The organism is Nocardiopsis sp. CNS-639 (assembly GCF_000381685.1).
GTDB classification, from domain to species: domain Bacteria; phylum Actinomycetota; class Actinomycetes; order Streptosporangiales; family Streptosporangiaceae; genus Nocardiopsis; species Nocardiopsis dassonvillei.
Window position 1 is genome coordinate 42,158 of the sequence record NZ_KB906879.1, and the last position, 23,205, is coordinate 65,362.

Sequence of the window (23,205 nt, forward strand, 5' to 3'; positions counted from 1 at the left end):
GGGCGGAGGTCTCACTGGAGATCGCGCCCGGTCGCCAGTCGACGGGTCTCGAACTGGTTTCCCGTGTGCAGTATGTCAAGATCCCGCGCTGTTTTGACCACTTCTCCGATGATCACCACCGCGGGGGGCCGCACTCCGGCCGATCGGGCCGCGGCGGCGATGGTGGCCAGCGTACCGGTGACGGTCCGCTGCCCCGGCAGTGTGGCCTCCTGTACCACCGCCACGGGGGTGTCGGCGGATCTGCCGTGGGAGACGAGGGCCTCGGCGATCGCCTCGATCCGCTCCACCCCCATGAGGACGACGACGGTACCGCCCGCGCGGGCGAGTCCGGCCCAGTCGACCGTGGAGCGCTCGTCCCCGGGGGGCACGTGCGCGGAGACGATGTGCAGGTCCTGGGCCACGCCGCGGTGGGTGGCGGGGATGCCCGCGCTGGCCGGGGCGGCGAGCGCGCTGGTCACACCGGGCACGGCGATGACGGGGATCCCCGCGGCGGCGCAGGCGGCGGCCTCCTCGCCGCCGCGGCCGAAGAGGAAGGAGTCGCCGCCCTTGAGCCGCACCACGAACTTCCCGCGTGCGGCGCGGTCGACCAGGGTCGCGTTGATCTCCTCCTGGGTCATGGACCGGCCGTAGGGGATCTTGGCGGCGTCGACGATCTCGACGTCGGCGGGCAGGCGGTCCAGGAGGGAGGTGGGGGCGAGCCGGTCGACCACCACCACGTCGGCCTGGGAGAGGAGCTGCTGTCCCCGCACCGTGATCAGGCCGGGGTCGCCGGGACCTCCTCCCACGAGCGCGACGCCGCGCAGGCGCTCGCGTCCGCGGCGGGCGTCGAGGGTGCCGTCGGCGAGGCCGTCGACGACGGCGTCGCGCAGTCCGGCCGAGCGGCGGGGGTCTCCGGAGGCGACGACGCCCACGGTGACCCCGGCCGCGCTGCCGCTGGCGGGGGTCCAGGCGGAGGAGGCGTGGCGGTCGTCGGCGCGCACGCACCACACGCGGGCGTTCTCGGCCTCCTCGGCGACGGCGGCGTTGACGCGGGGGTCGTCGGTGGCGGCGTGCACGAGCCAGTGGGCGGGGGCGTCCGGGCCCGCGACGTCGCCGGGGGCGTAGGGGCGCCGGTGCCAGGTGAGGCGTCCGGCCGAGGCGAGGTCCTCCAGGGCCGCCGAGGCTTCGGGGGAGACGAGGGTGACGCGGGCCCCGGCCTCGATGAGCACGGGGACGCGCCGCTGGGCGACCCTGCCCCCTCCGACGACGAGGACGTCGCGTCCCCGCATGCGCAAACCAAGGAGATAGGTCATGTGTCGCGCCCCTTCGGTCGTCCTTGCCGGTCCCCGGCGACGACGGCGGGGTGCTGGCGGAGGAGGACCGCCAGCCGCCGGCGATAGTTCGGCGATTGCTCCAAAAGTACCTTGTCAAAGAGGTATTACGCGGGTGTAAACGGGTCCCGCACCGGGGGTGTGAGCCCGCCCGCACCGGGGGTCGGTGCGGGCGGGGGACGGTGGGACGCCCCAGGTCAGGGGGCGGTGGAGACGCCCGCGTCGTCGAAGGTGGCGACGTCGTGCAGGACGCGCGCCGCGCTCTGGAGCAGCGGCAGTGCCAGCAGCGCTCCGGAGCCCTCGCCCAGGCGCATCTCCAGGTCGACCAGGGGGCGCAGGCCCAGATGCTCCAGGGCCAGGCTGTGCCCGGGCTCGCTGGAGCGGTGCCCGGCGAAGCAGGCGCTGAGGGCCTCCGGGGAGATCGCGGCGGCGGCCAGGGCGGCCGATCCGGCGATGACCCCGTCGAGCAGCACCGGAACGCGCAGGGCCGCGCCGCCGAGCACGAACCCCGCCAGGGCTGCGTGCTCCAGTCCGCCCAGGGCGGCCAGGGTGCCGATGGGGTCGGCCGGGTCGACGGGGTGCGCGGCCAGGGCACGGCGCACCACGTCGACCTTGTGGGCGTACACGGCGTCGTCCACACCGGTGCCCCGTCCCGTGGCGTGCGCGGGGTCGGCTCCGGTGAAGGCGCACACCAGGGCGGCGGCCGGGGTGGTGTTGGCGATGCCCATGTCACCGGTGACCAGACAGCGGTTGCCCGCGGAGACCAGGTCGCGGGCGACCTCGATGCCGCACTCCAGGGCCTGGAGGGTCTGCTCGCGGGTGAGCGCGGGCCCCTGGGTGAGGTCGGCGGTGCCGCGCGCGACCTTGCGGGCCAGCAGGCCGGGGGCACGGGGCAGGTCCGCGGCCACGCCGACGTCCACGACGGTGACCTCGGCGCCGACCTGGGCGGCGAAGGCGTTGACGACGGCGCCGCCCTCCAGGAAGTTGTGCACCATCTGGGCGGTGACCTCCTGGGGCCAGTGGGTCACCCCCTGGGCGTGCACACCGTGGTCGCCCGCGAACACGGCGACGGCGGCCGGGTCGGGGATCGGCGGCGGGCACTGCCCGGAGATCCCGGCCAGCTGGACCGAGACCTCCTCCAGGAAGCCGAGGGAGCCGGGCGGCTTGGTCATCCGGTCCTGGCGGTCCCTGGCCTCCTCCATCGCGCGGGTGTCCAGCGCTCCGACGGCGGTGATGGTCTCCTCCAGCAGGCTCGTGGGTTCCCGGCCGGGCAGACCGCGGCGGCCGTAGCGGTCGTGGTGCACCGCCCAGGACAGGGGGCGCTCCCTGGCCCAGCCGGAGAGGCTGAGCTCGGACTCGGCGGGGAACTCCTCCACGTAGCCGACGCACAGGTAGGCGGCCACGTCCAGGTGGGCGGGGAGTTCGAGGGCACGGGCGACGTCGCGCTCGTCGACGAAGGTGAGCCAGCCGACGCCCAGGCCCTCGGCGCGCGCGGCGATCCAGAGGTTCTCCACGGCGAGCGCCGCGGCGTGGTCGGCGCTCAGGGGGCGGGCGTGGCGGCCCCGGGCGTGCCGTCCTCCCCGGGTGGGGTCGACGGTGACGGCGATGTTGAGGGGCGCGTCGAGGACCGCCTCGGCCTTGAGTCCGGCGAAGGCGCGGGCGCGGACGCCCGGCGGTGCGTGGGCGTGGTCCTCGCGCTCGGCCGCGGCGAGGTCGCCCACGCGGGCGCGCAGGCCGGGGTCCTCGATGACCAGGAAGTCCCAGGGCTGGGAGTCGCCGACGCTGGGGGCCTGGTGGGCGGCCTCCAGGACGCGGATGAGCACGTCGTGGGGCACGGGGTCGGGCCGAAAGCCCGTCCGGACGTCGCGGCGTTCGCGGATGGCCCGGTAGACGGCGGCGCGCTCGGCCTCGCCGTAGGCGTGGACGGAGCCGTTGCCGGCCCGCTCGGGAACCTGGGCGGTGGACACGGCCGCGGGCTCGGGGGCGGTCTGGACAGGAGGCCCGGTGGGCCTGGGCAGGGGCTCGGCTGGTTCGTGTGCGTGCATGCTCTGCTCCGGCTCGGTGGTCGCGGAGTGCTGTTCCGCGCGTCCGTGGTCTGTGGTCGGTGCTCCGGCGTCCCCGGTCCCCGCTTCCTGCGGGTCGGCGGTGGTCCCGGGCGGGCGGACGGTCCGGGCGGGGTGCGCGGCCGGGCGTGCGGGTACCGCCGGACGGGTGGGAGCAGCCGGGCGGGCAGGCCCCGCGGGGGGCGCGGACGTGGCCGGGCGAGCGGAAGCCACAGGGGGTGCGGGCGTGTCCGGGCGGGCGGGTACCTCGGTGTTCGGGGGCGCGGCGGGGTGCGCGGACGCCGCGGTGCGCACTGGTTCGGCGGAGCGCGGGGGCGCCGACGGTTGGGCGGGGGCGCCCTGGCGGACGGGCGCCGCTGGACGGACGGGTACGGCCGAACGTGCGGGCGTGGCAGGGCGGGCGGGTGCGGCGGCTCGGGCGGTCGTCGTGCCGTGCGCAGGCGCCGCGGTGTGCACGGACGTGACCGGATGGGCGGGAGCCGCCTCCTGTGGGCGCGCCGCCTTCGCGAGCACCGCCGACCTCGCGAGCGCCGCCGCGTCCGCGAGCGCCGTCGAGGGCTTCGGCTCGGCGGGGGGCTCCTGCTCAGCCGGGGGCTCCGGCTCGGCCGGACCGCTGGGCCCCGCCGGATGTTCGGACTCGGCGGAGGGACCGGCCTGCTCCGGGTCCGCTGGACTCTCGGGGCTCTCGGGGCTCTCGGGGCTCTCGGGAACCGGACTCGGCACGGCTCCCGGGCTGGCCGCATCGCTCCCGGTGGGGCGCTCGCCGCCGCGGAAGGGGATGACGTCGGGCCGGTGCGGCGACCCGGTCGGCGACGGCGCGTCCGCCGCGGACTCGACCACCGGCTCGGCCTCCGGTCGCGGGGCCGGGGGGATGTCCAGGGGAAGCGCGCCGTAGGGCGAGACCGGGGCGGAGGGGACCCGCGGCGCGGGGTCGGCCGGTGCGGGGGGCCGGGGCCGCTGCCGGAACGGGTTGGCCGTGCCCGAGGAGCCGCGCGGGGGTTGGACCCGGGCGCCGCGCCCGCTCTCGGGGAGCCCGTCGAACAGGCCGCCGAGGCGGGGACCGGCTCCCGAGGCGGGTCTGCCGCCCTTCCAGCGGGACGGCTCGGCTCCGCCCTCCTCGCCGCGCCGGGCGTCCTCGCGGTCGTCTCTGGTCATGATCGCTCCACGCAAGAGGTGTTGTGACGGGCCCGTCTCCGCCTCGTCCGGCATAGACCGGTAAGCGTAGTCCGCCGCTTCCGTGCCGCCCGCACGGGTCCCGCGGACCCGGGGCGGCCGGTACCGACCCGGCCGCCGGAGCTCCCGAGTCATCACCAACTGTGCCAGAGACCGAGCGGGTGCGCGCTGGCTCCGGGAACAGGCCAGACGCGGGAAACACGGCCGAGGCCCGGAACCCTGTGGACGTGCTCCGGCCCCGGCGACGGGCTCGGTCCAGACGGCGCGGCGGCCGAAAACCCCGGGAACGCGCGCCGGCTCCGGCGGTCGTCCGCGCGCACGGCCCCCGTACGCGGACGCGCCTCACCGGGCGAGCAACTCCCCCAGCGCGTCCGTCAGGACCCGGTGGACGGCGGGTTCGCGGACCGCCACCCGGAACCACTCCGGGCCGAGGCCGGGAAAGGTGTCACCGCGCCGGACGGCGATCCCCCCTTCCCTGAGGCGGGCCCGCAACCGGTCCGCCTCGGGGTCCGCGACCAGCAGGAACGAGGCCCGCGCTCCCGGTACCACCCGCAGGCCCAGGTTGCGCAGGCCCGCGGCGAGGTCGTCGCGGTGCTCGGTCAGGGACGTCGCCCAGGCGTCGGCCTCGGCGAGGGCCTCCGGCCTACAGCACGCCTCCACCGCGACCAGGGCGGGCGTGGACACCGACCACAGGGGCTGTGCCTCGGAGAACCTGGCCACCAGGTCGGGTTCGGCGAGCAGATACCCGGCGCGCAGCCCGGCGAGGGACCAGGTCTTGGTGAGGCTGCGCACCACCACCAGACCCGGCAGGTCCCCGCGGGAGGCCAGCGACTCCGTTTCGCCGGGAACGCAGTCGGCGAAGGCCTCGTCGACGACCAGCACGCGCCCGGGGCGGGCCAGGTCGGCCAGGACCGATCCGGGATGGAGCACGGAGGTCGGGTTGGTCGGGTTGCCCACCACGACCAGGTCGGCGTCCTCGGGGACCAGTCCGGGGTCGAGGGTGAAGTCCGGTTCCAGCAGTACCCGGTCCACGGCGTGCCCGGCGGCGCGCAGGGCGGCCTCGGGCTCGGTGAACTGGGGGTGCACGACGACCGCCCGCCGGGGGTTCAGGACCCGCGCCAGGAGGACGAAGGCCTCGGCCGCCCCGGCGGTGAGCAGGACCTCGCCCGGCTCCCGTCCGTGGCGCCGGGCGACCGCCTTCCGCGCGCGGGAGGGGTCGGGGTAGGCGCCCAGGCCGGTCAGCGAGTCGGCGAGGAGCCGCCCCAGCCAGGCGGGCGGCGTCCGGCCCCGCACGTTGACGGCCAGGTCGAGCAGCCCGCCGCCGACCTCGGCGTCACCGTGGTGGCGCAGGTCGTAGGCCGCGTCCATGTACTCCCCCACCCCGTATGTTCCTTTCTTCGCAGGAAAAACATCGCACCATACGGCATCAGCAGCCCTTCCTGATAACAGGGGGTGCCTTCGCCACATATTCGGACGTGCCGTTGGTGGCGCGGCTCACGGCCCTGTGTCAGGGTGTGCGCGTTCCCACCCTCAGGGCCCTCCCCCGCCCGATCCGAGAGAACGGACACACGATGCGAAGGCGTACCCTCCTGGCCGGTGCCACCGCCGCCGCGGGACTGACCGCGCTGGGCACCGCACTCCCCTCCGCCCGCCCCGCACTGGCCGACACCGGCGGCGACCGCATGGTCCCCCGCGTGCTGGCGGAGCCCTCCGCCTCACACGGGCTGGTCCGCCCCGACCTGCGCTTCGACATGGTGGCCGTCACCGGCGACCCCGGAGAGGCCGACGCGGCGGTCCGCTTCGAGACCGCCGACGGCCTGGGTTCGTGGAACCCGGTGCACCTGCACACCGGGGGCCGCGACGACCGGGACCCGGTCGCCGCCGCGCTGGTGCGCGCGCCCGAGGGCGCCACCGGTTACGAGGTGCGTTCGAGGGGGGAGACCGCGGCCGTGAACCTGCGCGACGGAGAGGGGCTGCGCTTCGGCGGCCCCGCACAGGCGTCGCTGTCCGCGGAGGCCTCCGATAGGCTGCGCGGCCGGACCAGCGTCCCGTTCCGCACCCGCGCGGGCTGGGGCGCCGACGAGTCCTGGCGTTTCGACGACCAGGGCGACAATCTGTGGGAGGCGGAGTTCCACCCCGTGCAGGCGCTGACCGTGCACCACACCGCGATGCCGACCGGGGACGACCACGCGGCGGACGTGCGGGCGGTGTACTACCTGCACGCGGTGCAGCAGCTGTGGGGGGACATCGGCTACCACCTGCTCATCGACCCCGACGGGGTGGTCTACGAGGGCCGCCACTCGGGCGAGGACGGCGTGCCGGTCTTCTCCGGGATCCCGCGGCCGGGGCGGGCCGAGTCGGTGACCGCGGGGCACGCCTACGGGTTCAACCAGGGCAACGTGGGCGTGTGCCTGCTCGGGGACTTCACCGACGAGCTGCCCACACGGGCGGCGCAGGACTCCCTGGTCGACGTGCTGCGCGTGCTGTGCGCGGTGACCGGCGTGGACCCGGCCGGGCGGATCGAGTACGTCAACCCGGGCACGGGCGTGGTCACGCCGGGCGACGCGATCTCCCGGCACCGCGACTGGCTGGAGACCGAGTGCCCGGGCAACGCCTTCTCCGAGGTGTTCGACAGCGCGGTCCGCCAGCGCGTCATCGCGGGCCTGGCCTAGGCGGACGGGGGTGCCCGCCGGAGCCGTGGTCCGCACGCGGTCCACCGCCGCGCCGGCGGGTACTCCCTGGTCGGGGCGGTACCACCCGCCCCTCGGGGCTCGTGGAGAAACCCGGGTGCCGCACTCGGACTCTGCGCGTATCGTGAGCGCACTCCGACCCGAGGGGAGAGGCGTGACCATCGCACAAGACAGACCGATACTGCCGTCAGTGATCCTGGAGACCGAGCGCCTGCGGCTGCGCCCGTTCGTCGAGGGCGACGTCGACGACGTACACGCGTCCTGCACCGACGCCGAACTCCAACGCTGGCTCCCCCTCCCCCTTCCCGGGGTGCCCTACACCCGGGAGGAGGCCGAGAGGTGGTGCTGTGAGGTGGCCCCCGCCCTGCGTACCTGCGGTGAGGGACAGCAGTGGGCCATGGTCGAGCGGGAGTCCAAGCGGCTCGTGGGCTCGGTGGGCCTGGTGCGTGTCGTGTGGGCCTCGATGAACACCGAGGTCGGGTACTGGGTCTCGCCGTGGGGCCGCGGCCGAGGGTACGCGACGGAGGCCGCCGTGGCCGTCTCCCGGTGGGCGCTGGACCAGGGCTTCCAGCGGGTGGAGATCAAGGCCGCCACCGGCAACACCGGGTCGCGCCGGGTCGCGGAGCGGTCGGGGTTCAGCCTGGAGGGCGTCGAACGCAGCGCGATGCCGCTGCACGAGGGCCGTGCCGACCTGGCGGTGTACAGCCTGCTCCCCGGCGACCTGGGCTGACCGGCGCGCCCCGTCCGCACCGTGCTCCCCAGCCGCATCGGGCAGCGCCCCGGTCACACCGGTCGTACCGGGCACGCGGCCGGGGCCGCACGCCCCCGGCCCGCGGTCGCGGAGCGCACGGGACAGGCGGACGGGGCCGCGTCGCGGTCGCGGAGCGTACGGGGCCGCGCCGGACGTGCCCAGCGGCTGCCGCACGAACGGACACCGCCCGAACGGGTACCGCGTGCGCGGCGCCACCGGGGCTCGGCGCGGAGGAAGGCGGGCGGGCGCGGGGCGTCAGCCGGGGTCCGGTGGGGGGAACGGCGATCGGCCCGGGGGCCGCCCCCCGAGCGCTCCCTACCCCCACACACGGGAGAGCAGCCACCTTCCGGTGGCCGTGTCGTGGCGCAGTTCGTACACCCCCTGGGACTGGGCCGTGCCCGCCTCCACCCGCCAGTGCCTGCGTTCGGGCGCCTGGGACTCACGCGCCGGTGTCCAGTCCATGCGCAGCGTGACCCAGTGTTCGAGGATCCTGCGCACTCCGTACACCCTGCCGTTCCACACGAACCGGGCCGGGCGCCCCTCGTCCTCGACGACGGTCACCTCCGCCCCGTAGTACCGTCCCACGACACTTCCCCTCAGCATCATCCGCCTCCTGTCAGTCCCGGCACACGCCACCGGGACACCCATCCGTGGGGAAGACGCGGCCAGGTGTTCGAACGTGTGTTCTAATCCTAGCGAAAACCGGTGCCTCCGGGGAACCGTTTCGGCGCGAGGGGCATCCCCACGACTGACACGGCGCGTCCGCGCGCCCCTTTCGAACACCCCGCCCCCGGGTCCGGGCCCCGCGTCCGTGGAAGCCGAGGGGCAGTCAGTCCAGAGCGCACCAGCGTGACGGCATCGGTACGCTGTGAGCGCGAACTCCACGATTCATATGAGGACCCCCAACTGTGACGTCGAACGGGCACCAGAGCGGCAAACCCCTGCGCGCGGGGGACCCGCGCGAACTCGACGGTTACCGCATCGTGAGCCGTCTCGGCCGGGGCGGTATGGGCACCGTCTACCTCGCCAGGGACGCCTCCGACCGACCCGTCGCAGTCAAACTCATCCACCCCGACCTGGCTGACGACGAGTCCTTCCGGCTGCGCTTCGCCCGCGAGGTCGAGTCCGCGCGCCGTGTGGCCCGCTTCTCCACCGCGGGGGTGATCGACGCCCGCCTGGAGGGCGATCCCCTCTTCATCGTCTCCGAGTACGTGCCGGGCCCGAACCTGGACGAGGCGGTCCGCGCGGACGGCTCGATGACGGGCGGCACCCTGGAGGGCCTGGCCATGGGCGTGGCCGCGGCACTCACCGCCATCCACGGCTCCGGCGTGGTCCACCGCGACCTCAAACCCGCGAACGTACTGCTCTCCCCGGTCGGCCCGAAGGTCATCGACTTCGGCATCGCCCGCGCCCTGGACGAGGCGGCGGACGCGGTCACCCGCTCCAGCCAGCTCATGGGCACCCCCTCGTACATGGCTCCGGAGCTGATCCTGGGCGAGCGGGCCACCGCGGCCGCCGACATCTTCGCGTGGGGCTGCCTGGTGGCCTTCGCCGGTACCGGCACCGCCCCCTTCGACGCCGCCACGGTGCCCGCCGTCCTGCACAACATCTCCTCGGCACCGCCGCGCCTGGACGGCCTGGACCCGGACCTGTTCGACCTGGTCAACGCGGCGCTGGACAAGAACCCGGCCAACCGGCCCACCTCCAAGCAGCTCCTGGCCCGGCTGACCGGCCAGGAGGAGCCGCAGGAGGCCGAGGTGGAGCGCACGATCAGCACCTCGTGGGCCCCGCCGAGCAGTTCCCCGGTCCCGGGGCAGCCGCCCCAGGACACCGGGGCGCAGGAGAGCGGGCCCGCGGCGCACCAGACGCCGAGCGGACCGCAGCAGGTGGACGCGCGGCACCCGGACAGCGGACCGCAGCAGGGCGCCGCACTCCCGGACGGCGGCCAGCCCCTCCACACGCAGGCCGCGCAGCACAACCCGTACGTGCCGCCCACCCACGTCCAGCACCCGGTACAGCCGCCCCACGTGGTCCAGCAGCCCCACGTGGAGCAGCACCACGGCAACCCGGGCCCACAGCCCCCGGGACCCCAGCCGGGCACGGGGCACGGCGGGTATCCGCCCCAGGGCCAGCCACCGGTCCACGGCCGGCAGGTTCCCGGCCACTACGCCAACTCCGGCGGTCAGGCCCCCTGGACGCACCAGGCGCACGGCGGTTACGCGTCCTCGTCCCAGGGCCAGCCCGCCTTCAACGCCTACTCCGGTCCCGGCGGCCCGGGAAACCCCGCCGGGCCAGGCGGCGGCCCCGGTGGGGCGGGCCTGCCTCCCGGACGGTCCGGCGGCTCCCCGCGCAGACGCAGGCGCCTGGTGGTGGTCGGCGCGGCCGCGGGCGCGGTCGTCCTGGTGGCCGCCGTGGGCGCCACGGTCCTGCTCAACGGAGGCCCGGAGATACCGGAGAACACCGTCTCCGTCTACAACACCGATTTCACCACCGACCCGGGCTGGGTCAGCAACACCTACGAACACGAGGACTCCGACGGCTACTGGGCCGAGCGCAGGGGCGTCCTGCTCCAGTTGGATCCCGAGAGCAACCCCAGCCGGGGCGAGGTCGTGGCGCTGGAGCGCGAGGAGGTCCTGCCGGACGACGTCCTGGTGAGCACCACCGCGTACGTGGTCCAGGGCCCGGAACAGGCGACGTTCGGCGTGCGCTGCTGGGACAACGACGGCGAGGAGTACCGGAGCCAGTACGAGGGACTACTTCGCTACGACGGCCAGCGCGCGGAGATCCGCCGGATGCACGAGGGCGAGGGCGACATCACCCTCGGCGAGACCACCGACGTCGCCGGATACACCCCCCAGCCCCTCTTCGACGAGTCGGTGCGCGAGGAGTACGGCTACGAGGAGCGCGATCCCCTCGGGTTCGACCACGAGAACATCCCCACCAACACCGTCACCCTCTCCTGCTCCCTGCAGGAGGACAGGGACGGCAACGAGTTCATGGAGCTCTCCCTGTGGGTCAACGGCGAGCACGCCGTGACCGCCGTGGACGAGGAGCCCCTCCCCGACGACGCCGAGGCCGTGGAGGACCGCCGCAGGGTCGGCATCGTCACCCGCTCCGGACCGGGAAACGACTTCCTGGGCGTGCTGTACACCGCGTTCTCGGTCCACGAGGTCCTCGAGGAGGGCCAGTCGGCCAGCCCACCGTGGCCGGCCCCGGCTCCGAGCTGACATGATGCCGGGACCCGACCCGGAAGGAGCAGTGGACCCATGCGTGCCATCGTGATCGAGGAGAACGGCGGGCCCGAGGTGCTGCGGCTGGCCGAGAGGGACGACCCGGCGCCCGGCCCGGGGGAGGTCCTGATCGACGTCGAGGCCCGCGGGGTCAACTTCATCGACATCTACCAGCGCAGCGGCCTGTACGACGTCCCGCTCCCCTACGTCCCGGGGATGGAGGGCGCGGGCGTGGTGGCCGCCGTCGGCGAGGGCGTCACCGACCTGTCCGTGGGGCAGCGGGTCGGCTGGGCGATGGCCCCCGGCGCGTACGCCGAACGGGCCGTGGTCAAGGCCTCGCTGGTCGTCCCCGTCCCCGACGCGGTCTCCGCCGAGCAGGCCGCCGCCCTGCTGCTCCAGGGCATGACCGCCCACTACCTGGTCCGCTCGGTGTACCCGGTGGCCGCGGGCGACACCGTGCTGGTGCACGCGGCCGCGGGCGGCACCGGCCTGCTGGTCACCCAGCTGGCCAAGGAGCGCGGCGCGCGCGTCATCGGCACCGTGTCCACCGAGGAGAAGGAGCGCATCGCCCGTGGGGCGGGCGCGGACGAGGTGGTGCGCTACACCGAGACCCCCGTGGCCGAGGCGGTGCGCGACCTCACCGGCGGCGAGGGGGTGGCCGCGGTCTACGACGGCGTCGGCCGGGACACCTTCGACGCCAGCCTGGCGTCGCTGCGCCCGCGCGGCGTGCTGGCGCTGTTCGGGCAGTCCTCGGGAGAGGTGGCCCCCGTGGACCCGCAGCGGCTCAACTCCGCCGGTTCGGTGTACCTGACCAGGCCCTCGCTGGCCTACTTCGTGGCCGACCGCGAGGAGCTCCTGGGCCGGGCCGGCGACCTGTTCGCGCTGGTGGGCGAGGGCCGCCTGGACGTGCGGATCGGCGGGCGCTACCCGCTGTCCGACGCGGGACGGGCCCAGAGCGACCTGGCCTCGCGCCGGACCACCGGCAAGCTCCTGCTGGTCTGAGCCGGACGGCCGCGTGCCGCGCACACGGCGGGCGGGGGAAGGTGTCACCTCTCCCCCGCCCTCACGGACGGACCGGTCATCCGGTTCTTCGCACGCGACCGTGCGCGCCCCACCCCCGGCCCGCGCGGACGGACCCTAGTCCTCCTCGCGCGGCCCGGGCGGCCGGGAGCCGCCGAGGGCCGACCCGGCCCGCCGGACGTCGTCGCGGGCGTCGGCCACCGCGCGTTCGGCGGCCTCGGCCGCGTCCACGGCCGCCTGCGCCGAGGAGGACCGGGTGGGATCGGGTGCCGTGAGCTGCGCGGGTCCCCGGGGTTCGGCCTGCTCGTCCTCCTTCTCCGTGGAGGGAACCGTCGGGGCGTTGCCCGCGAAGGCGTGGCTGACGTTCTTGACCGCCTCGGTGAGCTCGCCGGGGATCACCCAGAAGGTGTTGCCGTCGCCCTCGGCCAGGGACGGCAGGGTCTCCAGGTACTTGTAGGCGAGCACCTTGGCGTCGGCGTTGTTGGCGTGCACCGCCTGGAACACGCGCTCGATCGCCTTGGCCTCGCCGTCGGCCCGCAGGATGGCCGCCTGCTGGTCGCCCTGGGCCTCCAGGATGGCCTGCTGGCGGGCGCCCTCCGCCTTGAGGATGCGCGACTGGCGCTCGCCCTCGGCGTGGAGGATGGCCGCGCGCTTGTCGCGGTCGGCCCGCATCTGCTTCTCCATCGCCTCCTTGATGGTGGGCGGCGGGTCGATGGCCTTGATCTCCACGCGGTTGACGCGGATGCCCCACTTGCCGGTGGTCTCGTCCAGGACCCCGCGCAGGCGGGTGTTGATCTCCTCGCGGGAGGTGAGGGTCTTCTCCAGGTCCATGGAGCCGATGACGTTGCGCAGCGTGGTGACGGTGAGCTGGTCGATGGCCTGGATGTAGTTGGCGACCTCGTAGGCCGCGGCCCTGGGATCGGTGACCTGGTAGTACAGCACGGTGTCGATGTTGACGACCAGGTTGTCCTCGGTGATCACGGGCTGCGGGCGCGAGGTGAACACCTGCTCGCGCAGGTCGAACTTGGAGTTGACGCGGTCCACGCCCGGGATGAGGAAGTTCAGCCCGGGGTTCAGGGTGCGGATGTAGCGGCCGAAGCGCTCGATGTTGTACGCCCTGGCCTGTGGGACGATGCGGATCGCCGACAGGGCGACGGCCACGACGACGACCGCGAGGATGATGAGGGCGATGGTGGGTTCCATGTGCTGGCACCTGGCCTAGGTCGGGGACGTGGCTGTGTCGGGGTTCAGGGCAGTGCTTCGCGCGGGTAGACCACGGCTGTGGCCCCGTCGATCTCCATGACGTCGACGCGTGTGCCCACCGGGATGACGAGGTCCTCGTCGATGCAGCGCGCGGACCACTCCTCCCCGGAGAGCTTGATCCTGCCCCGGTCGGCGCCGACCTCCTGGAGGACGACCGCGGAGCGTCCGACGAGCGCCTGGGCGCCCGACCTGACGACGGGGCCGCCCCTGAGCTGGCGCCGCATGATCGGCCGCACGAGGTAGATTCCGGCCGCCGCGGTGGCGGTGAACCCGATGATCTGCGCGGCCACCGGAAGGCCGATGGCGCCGAGGAGGGCGGCGACCAGCGCCGCGACCGCCAGGAGGCCCAGTACGAACGTGAGGGTGAAGACCTCGACGATTCCCAGGCCCACGGCGAGGATGAGCCAGATCAACCAGGCGTCCATGTTCCTGCGGCCCTCCCGCTCATGTTCGGGTATTCCTTACGCTACCCACACGGACCCGGCGAAGCACGCGATCCGGCTCCAGTGTTCCCCTGCCGTGACACACGGACGCGGCCCCCGCTGGCACCCGCTCGGGGCCACCGCGGGCCGCGTCCGCTCCGCCCGTCCTACCGTCCGCCGGAGAACTGGTAGACGAGCTGGTACGTGGGCCGGTTCTGCCACGCGATCGGCCACATGTTGATGCCGCCGACCGCCTGGTGGATCACCGTGTCCGCGCACAGCTGGTCGCCCGGGTCGCAGTGCTCGTCGCCGGGGTAGACCTCCGCCGCGGGGGTGTCCGCGGCCTGGGCCAGGGTGTCCAGCAGCACCGTACGGCAGGCGTCGGGATCGCCGCCACCGCAGTAGGCCTCGCCCAGTCCGCCCTCCACCTCCTGTCCGAGCACCGTGCGCAGGTCCTTGTCCACGTAGGACCACCAGCCGTACTGGAACGCCGAGCCCCGGTGGGGCTGCGCCTGGTTGACGCTTCCGGGCTCGCCTCCCCCGATGGAGCCCGAGGGCGACTCGTCGGTCTGCACGGCCCTGGTGAGCTGGGTGTAGAGGTCCTCGCCCAGGCCCGGTTCGAACTGGGCCCGGACCAGCAGCGGCCACCAGGCGTCCAGCGTGCGGATGGCGTCGGCGTGGGAGTAGTACCCGGCGTCGCGGAAGGGCTCGCGGCGCAGGGATCCGGACTCGTGCCAGAGCCGCAGCTCCTCCACGACCGCGGCCAGTTCGGGGTCGTCCACGGCCTCGGTGCCGATCACCTCCAGCAGGAGCGGGAGGACCTCCTGGGCGCGCAGGTCGGCGACCCCGGCCTCCATCATCACCCGGGTCAGGCTGGCGGTGGTGAACTCGTGCCCGTCGGCGACCAGCGCGGAGACGCGGCCGTCGATGAGGTCGCCGCGGTGCACCGGTCCGGTGGCCCAGCCCGAGGTGTAGCCCTGGGCGGGCTTGTTGTTCCAGTTGACGATGTAGTCGGGGTTGATCGCCTGCGGGTGGTCCTCCTGCGGGTGGTAGTCGGCGCCGTTGGTGGCGGGGTCCCAGCCGGACCAGCCCGCGTCGGAGTAGGCGTCCACGGGCAGGTTGGGGTTGGTGCCCTCGGTCCGGACCGGGTTGGCCCCGGAGTTGACGAAGGCGATGTCCTCGTCGTCGACGTAGTGCCAGTTGAAGGCGTAGCCGATGTCCTCGGCCGCGTCCGTGAAGGTCTGCGCCGAGGTGATCTCGCCGGGGTCGTTGAAGCGCTGGAAGCCGATGATGGAGTCGACCTCGCGCATGTAGGTGGAACGCCGCGTCGTGAACGCGACGGGCTCGCCGTCCACGGTCGCGAAGGAGTGCACCAGGCCGAACTCCGAACGCAGGGAGGTCAGCGTGTAGCCGCCCGCCGGCGTGCCGTCGGCGACGGTGGGCGACCACTCGTTGGTGACGCTCAGCTCCTCGAAGGGCACGCAGTCCCCGGTGGTGTCCACGTAGGCGCGCGACCCGGTGGTGGGCGCGGACCCGTCGGTCTCGCACAGTTCGACGGCGAAGGTGTCGGTGACGTCCTGGCCCGCCGAGGTGGCGCTCCAGGCGTAGTCGACGCCGCGCCCCATCTGGACGTAGAAGCTCACGCCCGCGAAGGACGCGCCGCGCGCGCTGATACCCGGTCCCTGGAGTTCCTGGAGCATGAGCAGCTGCGGGGAGAAGTAGCCGGTCTGGGGGCCCATCACCGCGACGGGGTTGCCGCTCGCGGTGTGCTCTCCCGAGACGAGCAGGGCGTTGGACATGCCGCGGGGGTCGGTGAAGCCCTCGGGCAGGACGCCGTCGTTGAACACGCCCTCCACCGCGGACAGGTCCCCGTCCTCGACCATCCGTTCCAGCTCGTCGCGCTGCTCCTCGGGCAGGTCCTCGACGGCGGGCGCCTCGGCTCCCTCCTCGGGCTCCTCCACCGTGCTCGCCAGGGGGGCGGGCTGCTCGGCGGTCTCGCCGCTGAGCGCGGAACCGTGCTCGTCGTGGACGATGTCGTAGGGCTCCACGGAGCCGGGGTCGGGCACGGCCTCGCCGACCGGGTTCTCGGGGGTGCCGCCGTAGGGGAACTCGCCCTCGACGCTGACCACGGCCTCGGGGTCGTTCTCCATCCGCCAGGCGCGGTAGAGCTCGGCGCCCTCCTCGGCTCCGTAGCGGTCCCGGAAGTTGGCGAGCACGACGGCCGCCTGGACCTCGCCGCCGCCACCGCCGCCGAAGATGCCGCCCACCATGGCGGCGATGCCGACGACGTCGGTCGGGGTGAAGGGCTCGATCTCCCCGGCGTTGGTGATGGCGTCCTTGTGCCCGGTCAGGACGTACTCGCCGGGGAAGTCGCGGTTGTCGTCGGCCTCCTCGATGTAGGCGTTGACGCCCTCCAGGTAGGCGTCGACGTCGGCGAGGGCCTGTTCACCGCGCTCTCCGCTGGCCGCGACCCGGTCGATCTGCGCCTGCTTGTCCTCCTCGGTGTAGGGGGCGCTGCGCCACAGGTCCTGTTCCAGCCCGCGGTTGCCCTCGGCGCCTCCGGCGAAGGAGGTGAGTTCGCCGCGGCCGACCCGGCGCAGCACGTCCATGAGGAAGAGGCGGTCCTCGGCCGCGGCGTACCCGGCGCCGAACATGGTGCCCTCGCGGGTGCTGCCCTCGACGTGCGGGATGCCGTGGTCGGCGTCGCGGGTGATGGTGACGTCGTCGCGCGGCTGGTACCGGCGCCCCACGTCGTCGGGGTCGACCCCGAAGCCGGCGTCGAGGAAGAAGTCGTCCAGGCCCTCCTCGGTGAGGCCGTCGTAGTGGTGGACGAGGTTGTCGTACATGTCCAGCTGGCTGGAGGAGTGCCGCGGCCGGGTGCCGAAGACCTGGTGGCCGAGGATCTCGACGAGCGTGGCGCTGCCGTTCTGGCCGGGGGGAAGGATGTCGTTGCATCCCCCGGGCGCGCAGTAGTCGGGTTCCGGTTCGGCGAGGGCCTGGGGGGCGGCGGGCAGGGCGGCGAGCGTGGCCGCGGCCACCGCCAGGGCGGTACCCGAGGCGCCGGTGCGTAGCCGTCTTCTGAACGAGGGGAACAAGAGCTGTCACCACCTGGGGGTGCGGGCGATGGGTGAGCGCATGCTACGCACGGGTAGGGAAATCGCGAAAGAGATTCACGTTTGGGCGGGCCGGAAGAACCCCGTACCAGAGAACCGGCGGGTTTGGAGTGACCCACGCCACAAGCAGCCCGGATTCCGGGGCGCCGACGGGAAAGCGCCCGGTACGGGGGCCGGGGCGTGGCCACATCCGGCCACGGACCTCGGCCGCGACCCCCGCGGGGCCGTGGGCACGGTCGGAACGGCCCTGGGAACCGGGCGGTACGGCCCTGGATGCGGGGCGGTACGGCTGGAAGGGGCCGGGGAAGGGGCGGCGGCAGCGGGGACGGGCCCGGGAAGCGGGACCGCGCAGGGGGGACCGGGCAGGCGTGACCGGGCAGTCGGGCAGCCGGGACCGGGCAGGCGGACAGACGGGCGGGTCGGTGCCAGTACCGGGGAAGTGGTTCTGGGCCTCCCCGCCCTTTGACACAATCGCGGCATGAGCGAGTACCCCAACTCCCGTCCAGGGGAACCGTGGTGGCACGAGCCCCACGGTGAGACCCCCGGCTGGGGCCTTCCCCCGCAGCAGCACAGCGGCGGGGCCCTGGAGCCCTACGGCTCCCCCACCGGGGGCTACCAGCCCGCCGCCCCCCAACCCCAGCCCGAGGGGGACGTCCCCCTCGGCACCATCGGCGAGATCGCGTTCTCCCGGCACACCGTGATCACCCCCGTCGGGCGCTTCCCGATCAGGGGAACGGTGTGGACGGTGAACGACATGAGCCGCACCGAACGGAACACGCCCACCTGGGCGATCATCGTGGCCATCCTGGTCTTCTGGTGGACCTGTCTGCTCGGACTGCTCTTCCTCCTGGTCAAGGAGCAGAGGACCACCGGGCACGTGCAGGTCACCGTCCAGGGGCACGACAGGCACTACAGCACGACGATCATGGTGACCCACCCGGGCATGGTGGGCCAGATCCACCAGCAGGTGAACTACGCGCGCAACCTGGCCTGAGTCGGGCCCGCGCCCGGCGCCGCCCCGGGACCGGACGGCCGTCCGCTTCCGGGGTCGGCGCCCGCGGTGCCGGGGGCCGGGGCGCTCCCGACCGCCCCGGAGCCCCGCCCCAGGTGTTCACCGACGCCCGCGGCGCGCGCTACCGGGCCACCGCCGCGGCCACGGCCAGGGCCCCGAGGTGGACGGCCCGGGCGAGGCGGACCGCCCGTCGGATGTCGCCGACCCCGGCCCGGGGCCCGTCCCCCATCGCCGGGCGGCGCTCCTCGCGCCCCCCGTAGACGTTGGCGCCGCCCAGGGTCCTGCCGAGCGCTCCCGCGAAGGCGGCCTCGCACTGCCCGGCGTTCGGACTCGGGTGCCGGTCGCCGTCGCGCCGCCACACGCGCCACGCCCCGCGCACGTCGCCGCCGACCACGGGCGCGGCCAGGACCGCCAGGACCGCGGTCAGCCGGGCCGGGCCCCACCCGGCGAGGTCGTCCAGCCGCGCGGAGGCGGACCCGAACCGTTCGTAGCGCTCGTCGCGGTGACCGACCATGGCGTCGAGGGTGTTGACCGCGCGGAAACCCGCCAGACCCGCGACCCCGCCCAGGGCTCCCCAGACCAGGGGGCCGACCACGGCGTCGGAGGTGTTCTCCGCGACCGACTCGACCACCGCCCGGGCGACCCCCGCCTCGTCGAGCCCGGAGGGGTCCCTGCCGCACAGGTTCGGCAGGAGTTCCCGCGCCCGCGCGAGGTCGCCCTCCTCCAGGGCCCCGGCGATCCGCTCGGCCTCCCGGCACAGCATGCTGCCGCCGAGCACGGCCCACGTCGTGGCCGCCGTCGCCGCGCCGCCCCGCACCACGGAACCCGCGGCCACCACCGGGAGCACGGCCCCGGCCGCGAACAGGACCCCGCGCGCCCGCGAGTCCCCGTAGACACACCGCTCCCACCATCCCGCGGCACGCCCGTACAGGGCGACCGGATGCCCCCTACGCGGGTCGGGCACCGCCTTGTCGAGCAGGAAACCCGCCACCAGTCCCAGAGATCGCACCCGACCACGTTAGCCGCGTCAAGGAAGTCCCTCGCAACTCCCAAACCACGGCAAACCATGTTTGTCCCTCTGGGTAATAACACATACACAAAGAGCAATAAGCGGCTGACCGCAAGGAGCCCCCGCATGCTGGCCGCGCTGGCCGCACCGTTGGTTTCCGCAGGTCAGTGGTGGATGTTCCGACTCCCCGCCCCACTTTGGACATCGGGACTTCGCGAAACGCCCGGGGTACAGCACCGCACCAGGAGTTAATCACCGGTAACGTGGTGCGCGAGGCCCATAGCGACCGGTTTGGTGGAGCGCGCGTGGTAACGAGAGGCAACTACGAATCACCGTAGTTGATGAGGCTTTGCCCGACTGTGGGCGACATCAGGCGAATACCCTAGAATGTCTGCCCGGGACGCCACCGGCACCACGGCACGGGTCCTCCCGACCGCAGGCTCGCCGAGCGGCCCCCACCCCGTCTCCGGCACGCGACACCCTCCCGCGACCACGTGTCACAGCGTGATCACGACCTGCCGTAGCGGGCCACAATTGAATCGAGCACCCGTAGCTCAGTGGATAGAGCACCGGACTTCTAATCCGATGGTCGCAGGTTCGAATCCTGCCGGGTGCGCCACAAAACCCCAGGTCAGACGGGGTGCGAGAGTCGAACAGGCGAGGCGCCGGGCCCGGATCGGGGCCTGAAATGCTCCCCGTGTGCTCCCCAGTGCAGGGTCCAGTACAGGTGGAGGCCCACCTTGCGGAGCATTTTACCGTTCCGTGACCCTGTGGTCCCACGCCGGGTCGGTCCCGCGTCCGCCCACCAGCGCCCCACAGCCGCCCCCACACCGGCGATCCGGACCTGTGCCGCCGCACGGCCCCGCAGGCCACGAACGGGCGTTTCCGCCGCAACCCGCGACCAGACCAGGGTTGCCGCGCCACAATCAGATGCATGACCAAGACGAGGTGGATCTAGGCAAGCACGGCGACCATCGCGACCCTGACCGCGCTAGGCGCACCTGGCACATGAGTAGAGGCACCACCTCAGCACCGGCCTGGACGTCTCAGCGCTGGAGTTGGGCGTGGTCCCGCCGGTACCCGTAGGTTTCATCGGAGTCGCCAAAGGCTTCACGGATAAGTTTTTTCTTTTTGGCGATCAAATTCATGGCACCGAACCCAGTTGTGGAGCACCTCGGAGCTGACGTCTAGCCTTTTTCTGTGACCTGGAAGAGCTTTTTTGTGCTTCGATCACCAATGGTACTACTTCTTCACGGAAGCTTGGCAAGTACTTGCTCATATTTCCCGCATTTCCCCATTTATTTACGGGGCTATCTTATTGGACCCCTGTTCGGGAACCTCGGGACACCTCACTACCACGTGCTCGCCACGATGGCCCGCCATATCTGCCGCCGCTTGGTGCGCATCGATCGAACCAGGCCACACAAGGACGCGTTCACCACATGCTAAAGCCGACCGCAGGCCCTGCCCGCACCCACGTGAACAATGTTTTTCTCCCCCATGAGTAGACGAGAGGAGACTTGCCAGATCTCCGTGACCATGGAGCCCGGCGCAGCCCGCAACGATACTCGAGGGCTCCGCTCTCACATCCGGGAACCAAGCGGATCAAAGATCACGTCCCTGTATTCCCAGGAACTCCGGTTTCCTGGTCTTTCGCCAGCCCGGAGAGCACACCGAACAGAACAGCTGATACCAAGACGAAGACCGTGACCGCCCCGATACTGAGCCCAATCAGGACATTAAGACTGATTCCTGTTCCGAAAACACGATCGGCCAGGAGCAGGATGAGTACCACTGCCGGAAACCCCGCTCCTACAAGGTAGAGAATTCCAGCCACGGACGCTTTTTTTCTTCTCGGGGACATTTTCCTCCATTCAGGGGAGCCGGGGTGCGGCAAACAATCAAGGATCGAGTACAGCACCCCGGAAAGATCAACAGGACAAAATTACTCCGGCCAGGGAGAGCCCAATCCCCATGATATCGAGCCCTGCCAAAGCCCCAGTCCCCACAGCAGCTATCGTGGCTGCAGGCATTCCGTAAGTGAAGATCAGCCCGAAGCCGATCACGGCGGCAACCACCGTAACCGCTAGTGCTGCGACCGACACGACACAGGAGGCGGAGGCTAAGCCGCTCGGGTCAGTATTATTGACCGGGTCGCACGCCGCGTAGGCGTAGTTGTTCAACTCCTGCCGGGACGGGTCGGGCTGGGTGAAGCCCAGCGTGAACGTGCTGTGGAAGCGGTGGTTCAGGTGCACCGTGCCGTCCTGGAACTGGTAGGCGCCGGTGAACCCGAACGGGCTCAACACCGCCGCCTCGGTCCCTTCCAGGCTCTCAGAGGTGCGTTCGCCGTAGGGGCTGTAGTCGTAGACCACGTCCGGGGACTGGGCCTGCGAACCCTCGGCTGTCAGAGCCAGGACGGTGTTCTGCTGGTCGAGGGTGTAGTGGAACCGCTCATCACCGTCCCAGGCCACCATGGAGATCAGTTCACCTTCGGGGTCGCGCACGAAGCTGGTGCGCTCGCCCTCGGAGGCGATGTTGGTGACGCCCAGGGCGGTGTTGGACAGCTGCCGCTCCACCCGGGTTCCCTCGTGCACGTCGGTGACGCCGCGCATCTGGGTCTGGTCGGTGGTGTCATAGCTCAGCCACGAGGCCAGTTCGCCCTCACCGTCGTTGGAGCGCAGCGTCTGGTTGGTCACCGAGTACTCGTAGACGTACTCACCCCGCGAGGTCATGTTCCCGGCCTCGTCATGACCCACCTCAGCCCCACGAGCGCTGGTGGGCTGGTCGGCGTCGTTGTAGGCGAACTCCTCACCCCCGGCGCTCAGCAGGTTGCCGACGTCGTCGTAGGTGTAATCGGTGGTGCCGTCGCTGGTGAGCCGGTCCAGACCGTCGTAGGTGAAGGTCTCGGTCTCACCGCCGATGGTGCGTGACTGGAGCTGGTCGCTGTCGGCGCCGTCGTTGTCGTAGGAGTAGACAGCCTCCACCAGAGCCTGGTCGGCGGCCCCGGTGGTGGTGATGCACGTCAGGCGCCCGGAGTCGTCGTAGGTACGCTCCTCCACCGCCCCGTCGGGGTGGGTGATGCTGGTGCGGCGGTTGTTCGCGTCGTTGGTGAAGGTGGTCTCGGCACCGGTGTGGTCGGTGAGCGAGGTCAGCCGGAACGCGGCGTCGTAGCCGTAGGTCGTGGTCTTACCGTGTTCGACCATCTCGGTGACGTTGCCCGCGGCGTCGTAGGCATAGGTGGTCCTCTCGCTTGCGGCCGAGTCGGTGCGCACGGTTTCGAGCAGGTCGCCGCGGCCGTTGTAGGAGTGCTCCACGCTGGCCTGGTCGGTGTGCGTCGTGATCTGGCGGCCGTTGCCGTCGTAGGCGATGGCCTGGAGCAGGTCGCCGCCCTGGGAGATGGACACGATCCGGTCGAGGCGGTCGTAGCCGTACTCCAGCCTCACACCGTTGCCGTCGGTGACCGAGGTGACTCGCGACAGGGAGTCGTAGCCGAAGGAGGTGGTGCCCATCGGCCCCGGCTCGTCCATCGCCGTCATGTTGCCCACGTTGTCATAGCTGTAGGTGGTGGAGTTGCCGTTGGCGTCCTGTATCTCGGACACCAGCCCTTGGCCGGTGTAGACGATGTCGGTGACCTCGATGTCCATCTCCTCCTGGACGGCGGAGGTGAGGTTGCCCGCGTCGTCGTAGGACATCTCCAACGTGTCCCCGTCCGGGGTGGTCACGCTGGTGGGCTTGGCGGGGTTGGCGGTGTCGGTGAACCCGACCGACGTGGCGGCTCCGGTGGGCAGTTCGGTGCCGATGAGGTTGTTGAACTCGTCGTAGTCGTAGGTCACCGAGGCTTGCAGGGCGTCGGTGGTGGTGGCCACGTCCGAGTTCGCCGTCCAGGTCTGGGAGCGGGTGTTGCCGACCTGGTCGGTCGCGGAGGTCTGCCTTCCCTGGTCGTCGAACTCCAGGGTGGACTCACCGCCGCCCGGATCGGTGACCGTGGTCTGGGTGTTGGACCGGGCACCGTCGGCGTAGGAGTAGGCGGTGGTGGCTCCGTCCTCGGTGCCGTCGGGCACGGTCAGGCTGGAGACCTGGTCGTCGGCGTTGTAGGCGATCTCCCACACCGCGCCGGTGGCGTCGGTGATCGAGGTCAGCAGGCCGTCG

At 72.4% G+C, this 23,205-nt stretch carries 15 protein-coding genes and 1 tRNA gene; 6 read left to right on the forward strand and 10 right to left on the reverse strand.

From position 1 onward, the window contains the following. Positions 1–11: 11 nt before the first annotated feature. The 3 genes from cobA to cobC form a co-directional block, all read right to left on the reverse strand. Positions 12–1,292 carry a uroporphyrinogen-III C-methyltransferase gene (cobA, locus tag G011_RS0126280; RefSeq protein ID WP_026338681.1) on the reverse strand — a complete coding sequence of 427 codons (1,281 nt, stop codon included), beginning with the start codon at positions 1,290–1,292 and terminating at the stop codon, positions 12–14. Between the two features lie 215 nt (positions 1,293–1,507). Further along, a complete protein-coding gene (gene cobT / locus G011_RS0126285; protein ID WP_026338682.1) occupies positions 1,508–4,528 on the reverse strand; it encodes a nicotinate-nucleotide--dimethylbenzimidazole phosphoribosyltransferase in 3,021 nt (1,006 codons plus the stop codon). 360 nt (positions 4,529–4,888) lie between these two features. After that, positions 4,889–5,914, reverse strand: a complete 1,026-nt coding sequence (gene cobC, locus G011_RS0126290) for an Rv2231c family pyridoxal phosphate-dependent protein CobC (RefSeq protein WP_036553138.1) — start codon at positions 5,912–5,914, stop codon at positions 4,889–4,891. A gap of 203 nt (positions 5,915–6,117) precedes the next feature. Between cobC and G011_RS0126295 the strand changes: the two genes are divergently transcribed. Together G011_RS0126295 and G011_RS0126300 are read left to right on the forward strand one after the other, a co-directional pair. Beyond that, entirely contained in the window at positions 6,118–7,218 is a 1,101-nt protein-coding gene (locus G011_RS0126295) for a peptidoglycan recognition family protein (protein ID WP_019611069.1), read from the forward strand. Positions 7,219–7,390: 172 nt separating this feature from the next. After that, a complete protein-coding gene (locus tag G011_RS0126300; RefSeq protein ID WP_013154447.1) occupies positions 7,391–7,966 on the forward strand; it encodes a GNAT family N-acetyltransferase in 576 nt (191 codons plus the stop codon). 336 nt (positions 7,967–8,302) lie between these two features. On the opposite strand, the gene G011_RS0126305 is transcribed toward G011_RS0126300, so the two are convergent. Next, complete coding sequence (locus G011_RS0126305) at positions 8,303–8,593, reverse strand: DUF6504 family protein (RefSeq protein ID WP_013154448.1); 291 nt, start codon at positions 8,591–8,593, stop codon at positions 8,303–8,305. 302 nt (positions 8,594–8,895) lie between these two features. Here G011_RS0126305 and G011_RS30285 point away from each other — a divergent pair, with 302 nt between their 5' ends. Next, positions 8,896–11,214, forward strand: a complete 2,319-nt coding sequence (locus tag G011_RS30285; protein WP_019611071.1) for a serine/threonine-protein kinase — start codon at positions 8,896–8,898, stop codon at positions 11,212–11,214. Positions 11,215–11,253: 39 nt separating this feature from the next. Next, positions 11,254–12,219, forward strand: a complete 966-nt coding sequence (locus G011_RS0126315; RefSeq protein ID WP_019611072.1) for a quinone oxidoreductase — start codon at positions 11,254–11,256, stop codon at positions 12,217–12,219. A gap of 135 nt (positions 12,220–12,354) precedes the next feature. On the opposite strand, the gene G011_RS0126320 is transcribed toward G011_RS0126315, so the two are convergent. From G011_RS0126320 to G011_RS0126330, 3 genes are all read right to left on the reverse strand, one after another. Continuing rightward, positions 12,355–13,440: an SPFH domain-containing protein gene (locus G011_RS0126320; RefSeq protein ID WP_013154451.1), complete on the reverse strand. Its 1,086-nt coding sequence runs from the start codon at positions 13,438–13,440 to the stop codon at positions 12,355–12,357. Between the two features lie 44 nt (positions 13,441–13,484). Continuing rightward, complete coding sequence (locus G011_RS0126325; protein WP_019611073.1) at positions 13,485–13,925, reverse strand: NfeD family protein; 441 nt, start codon at positions 13,923–13,925, stop codon at positions 13,485–13,487. Between the two features lie 164 nt (positions 13,926–14,089). Next, a complete protein-coding gene (locus tag G011_RS0126330; protein ID WP_019611074.1) occupies positions 14,090–17,017 on the reverse strand; it encodes a penicillin acylase family protein in 2,928 nt (975 codons plus the stop codon). A gap of 496 nt (positions 17,018–17,513) precedes the next feature. Between G011_RS0126330 and G011_RS0126335 the strand changes: the two genes are divergently transcribed. Then, positions 17,514–18,029, forward strand: coding sequence for a hypothetical protein (locus G011_RS0126335; protein WP_019611075.1), 516 nt, complete (start codon positions 17,514–17,516; stop codon positions 18,027–18,029). A gap of 139 nt (positions 18,030–18,168) precedes the next feature. On the opposite strand, the gene G011_RS0126340 is transcribed toward G011_RS0126335, so the two are convergent. Then, entirely contained in the window at positions 18,169–19,056 is an 888-nt protein-coding gene (locus G011_RS0126340) for a cobalamin biosynthesis protein (RefSeq protein WP_081643036.1), read from the reverse strand. A 543-nt stretch (positions 19,057–19,599) separates the two neighbouring features. Between G011_RS0126340 and G011_RS0126345 the strand changes: the two genes are divergently transcribed. Next, positions 19,600–19,675, forward strand: a tRNA-Arg gene (locus G011_RS0126345). Between the two features lie 993 nt (positions 19,676–20,668). On the opposite strand, the gene G011_RS31915 is transcribed toward G011_RS0126345, so the two are convergent. Together G011_RS31915 and G011_RS30290 are read right to left on the reverse strand one after the other, a co-directional pair. Beyond that, on the reverse strand, positions 20,669–20,977 hold the full coding sequence (locus tag G011_RS31915; protein ID WP_155979841.1) for a hypothetical protein: 309 nt from the start codon (positions 20,975–20,977) through the stop codon (positions 20,669–20,671). A gap of 10 nt (positions 20,978–20,987) precedes the next feature. Then, positions 20,988–23,205: RHS repeat-associated core domain-containing protein (locus G011_RS30290; RefSeq protein WP_019611077.1), on the reverse strand; the 2,218-nt coding region annotated here is incomplete at its 5' end.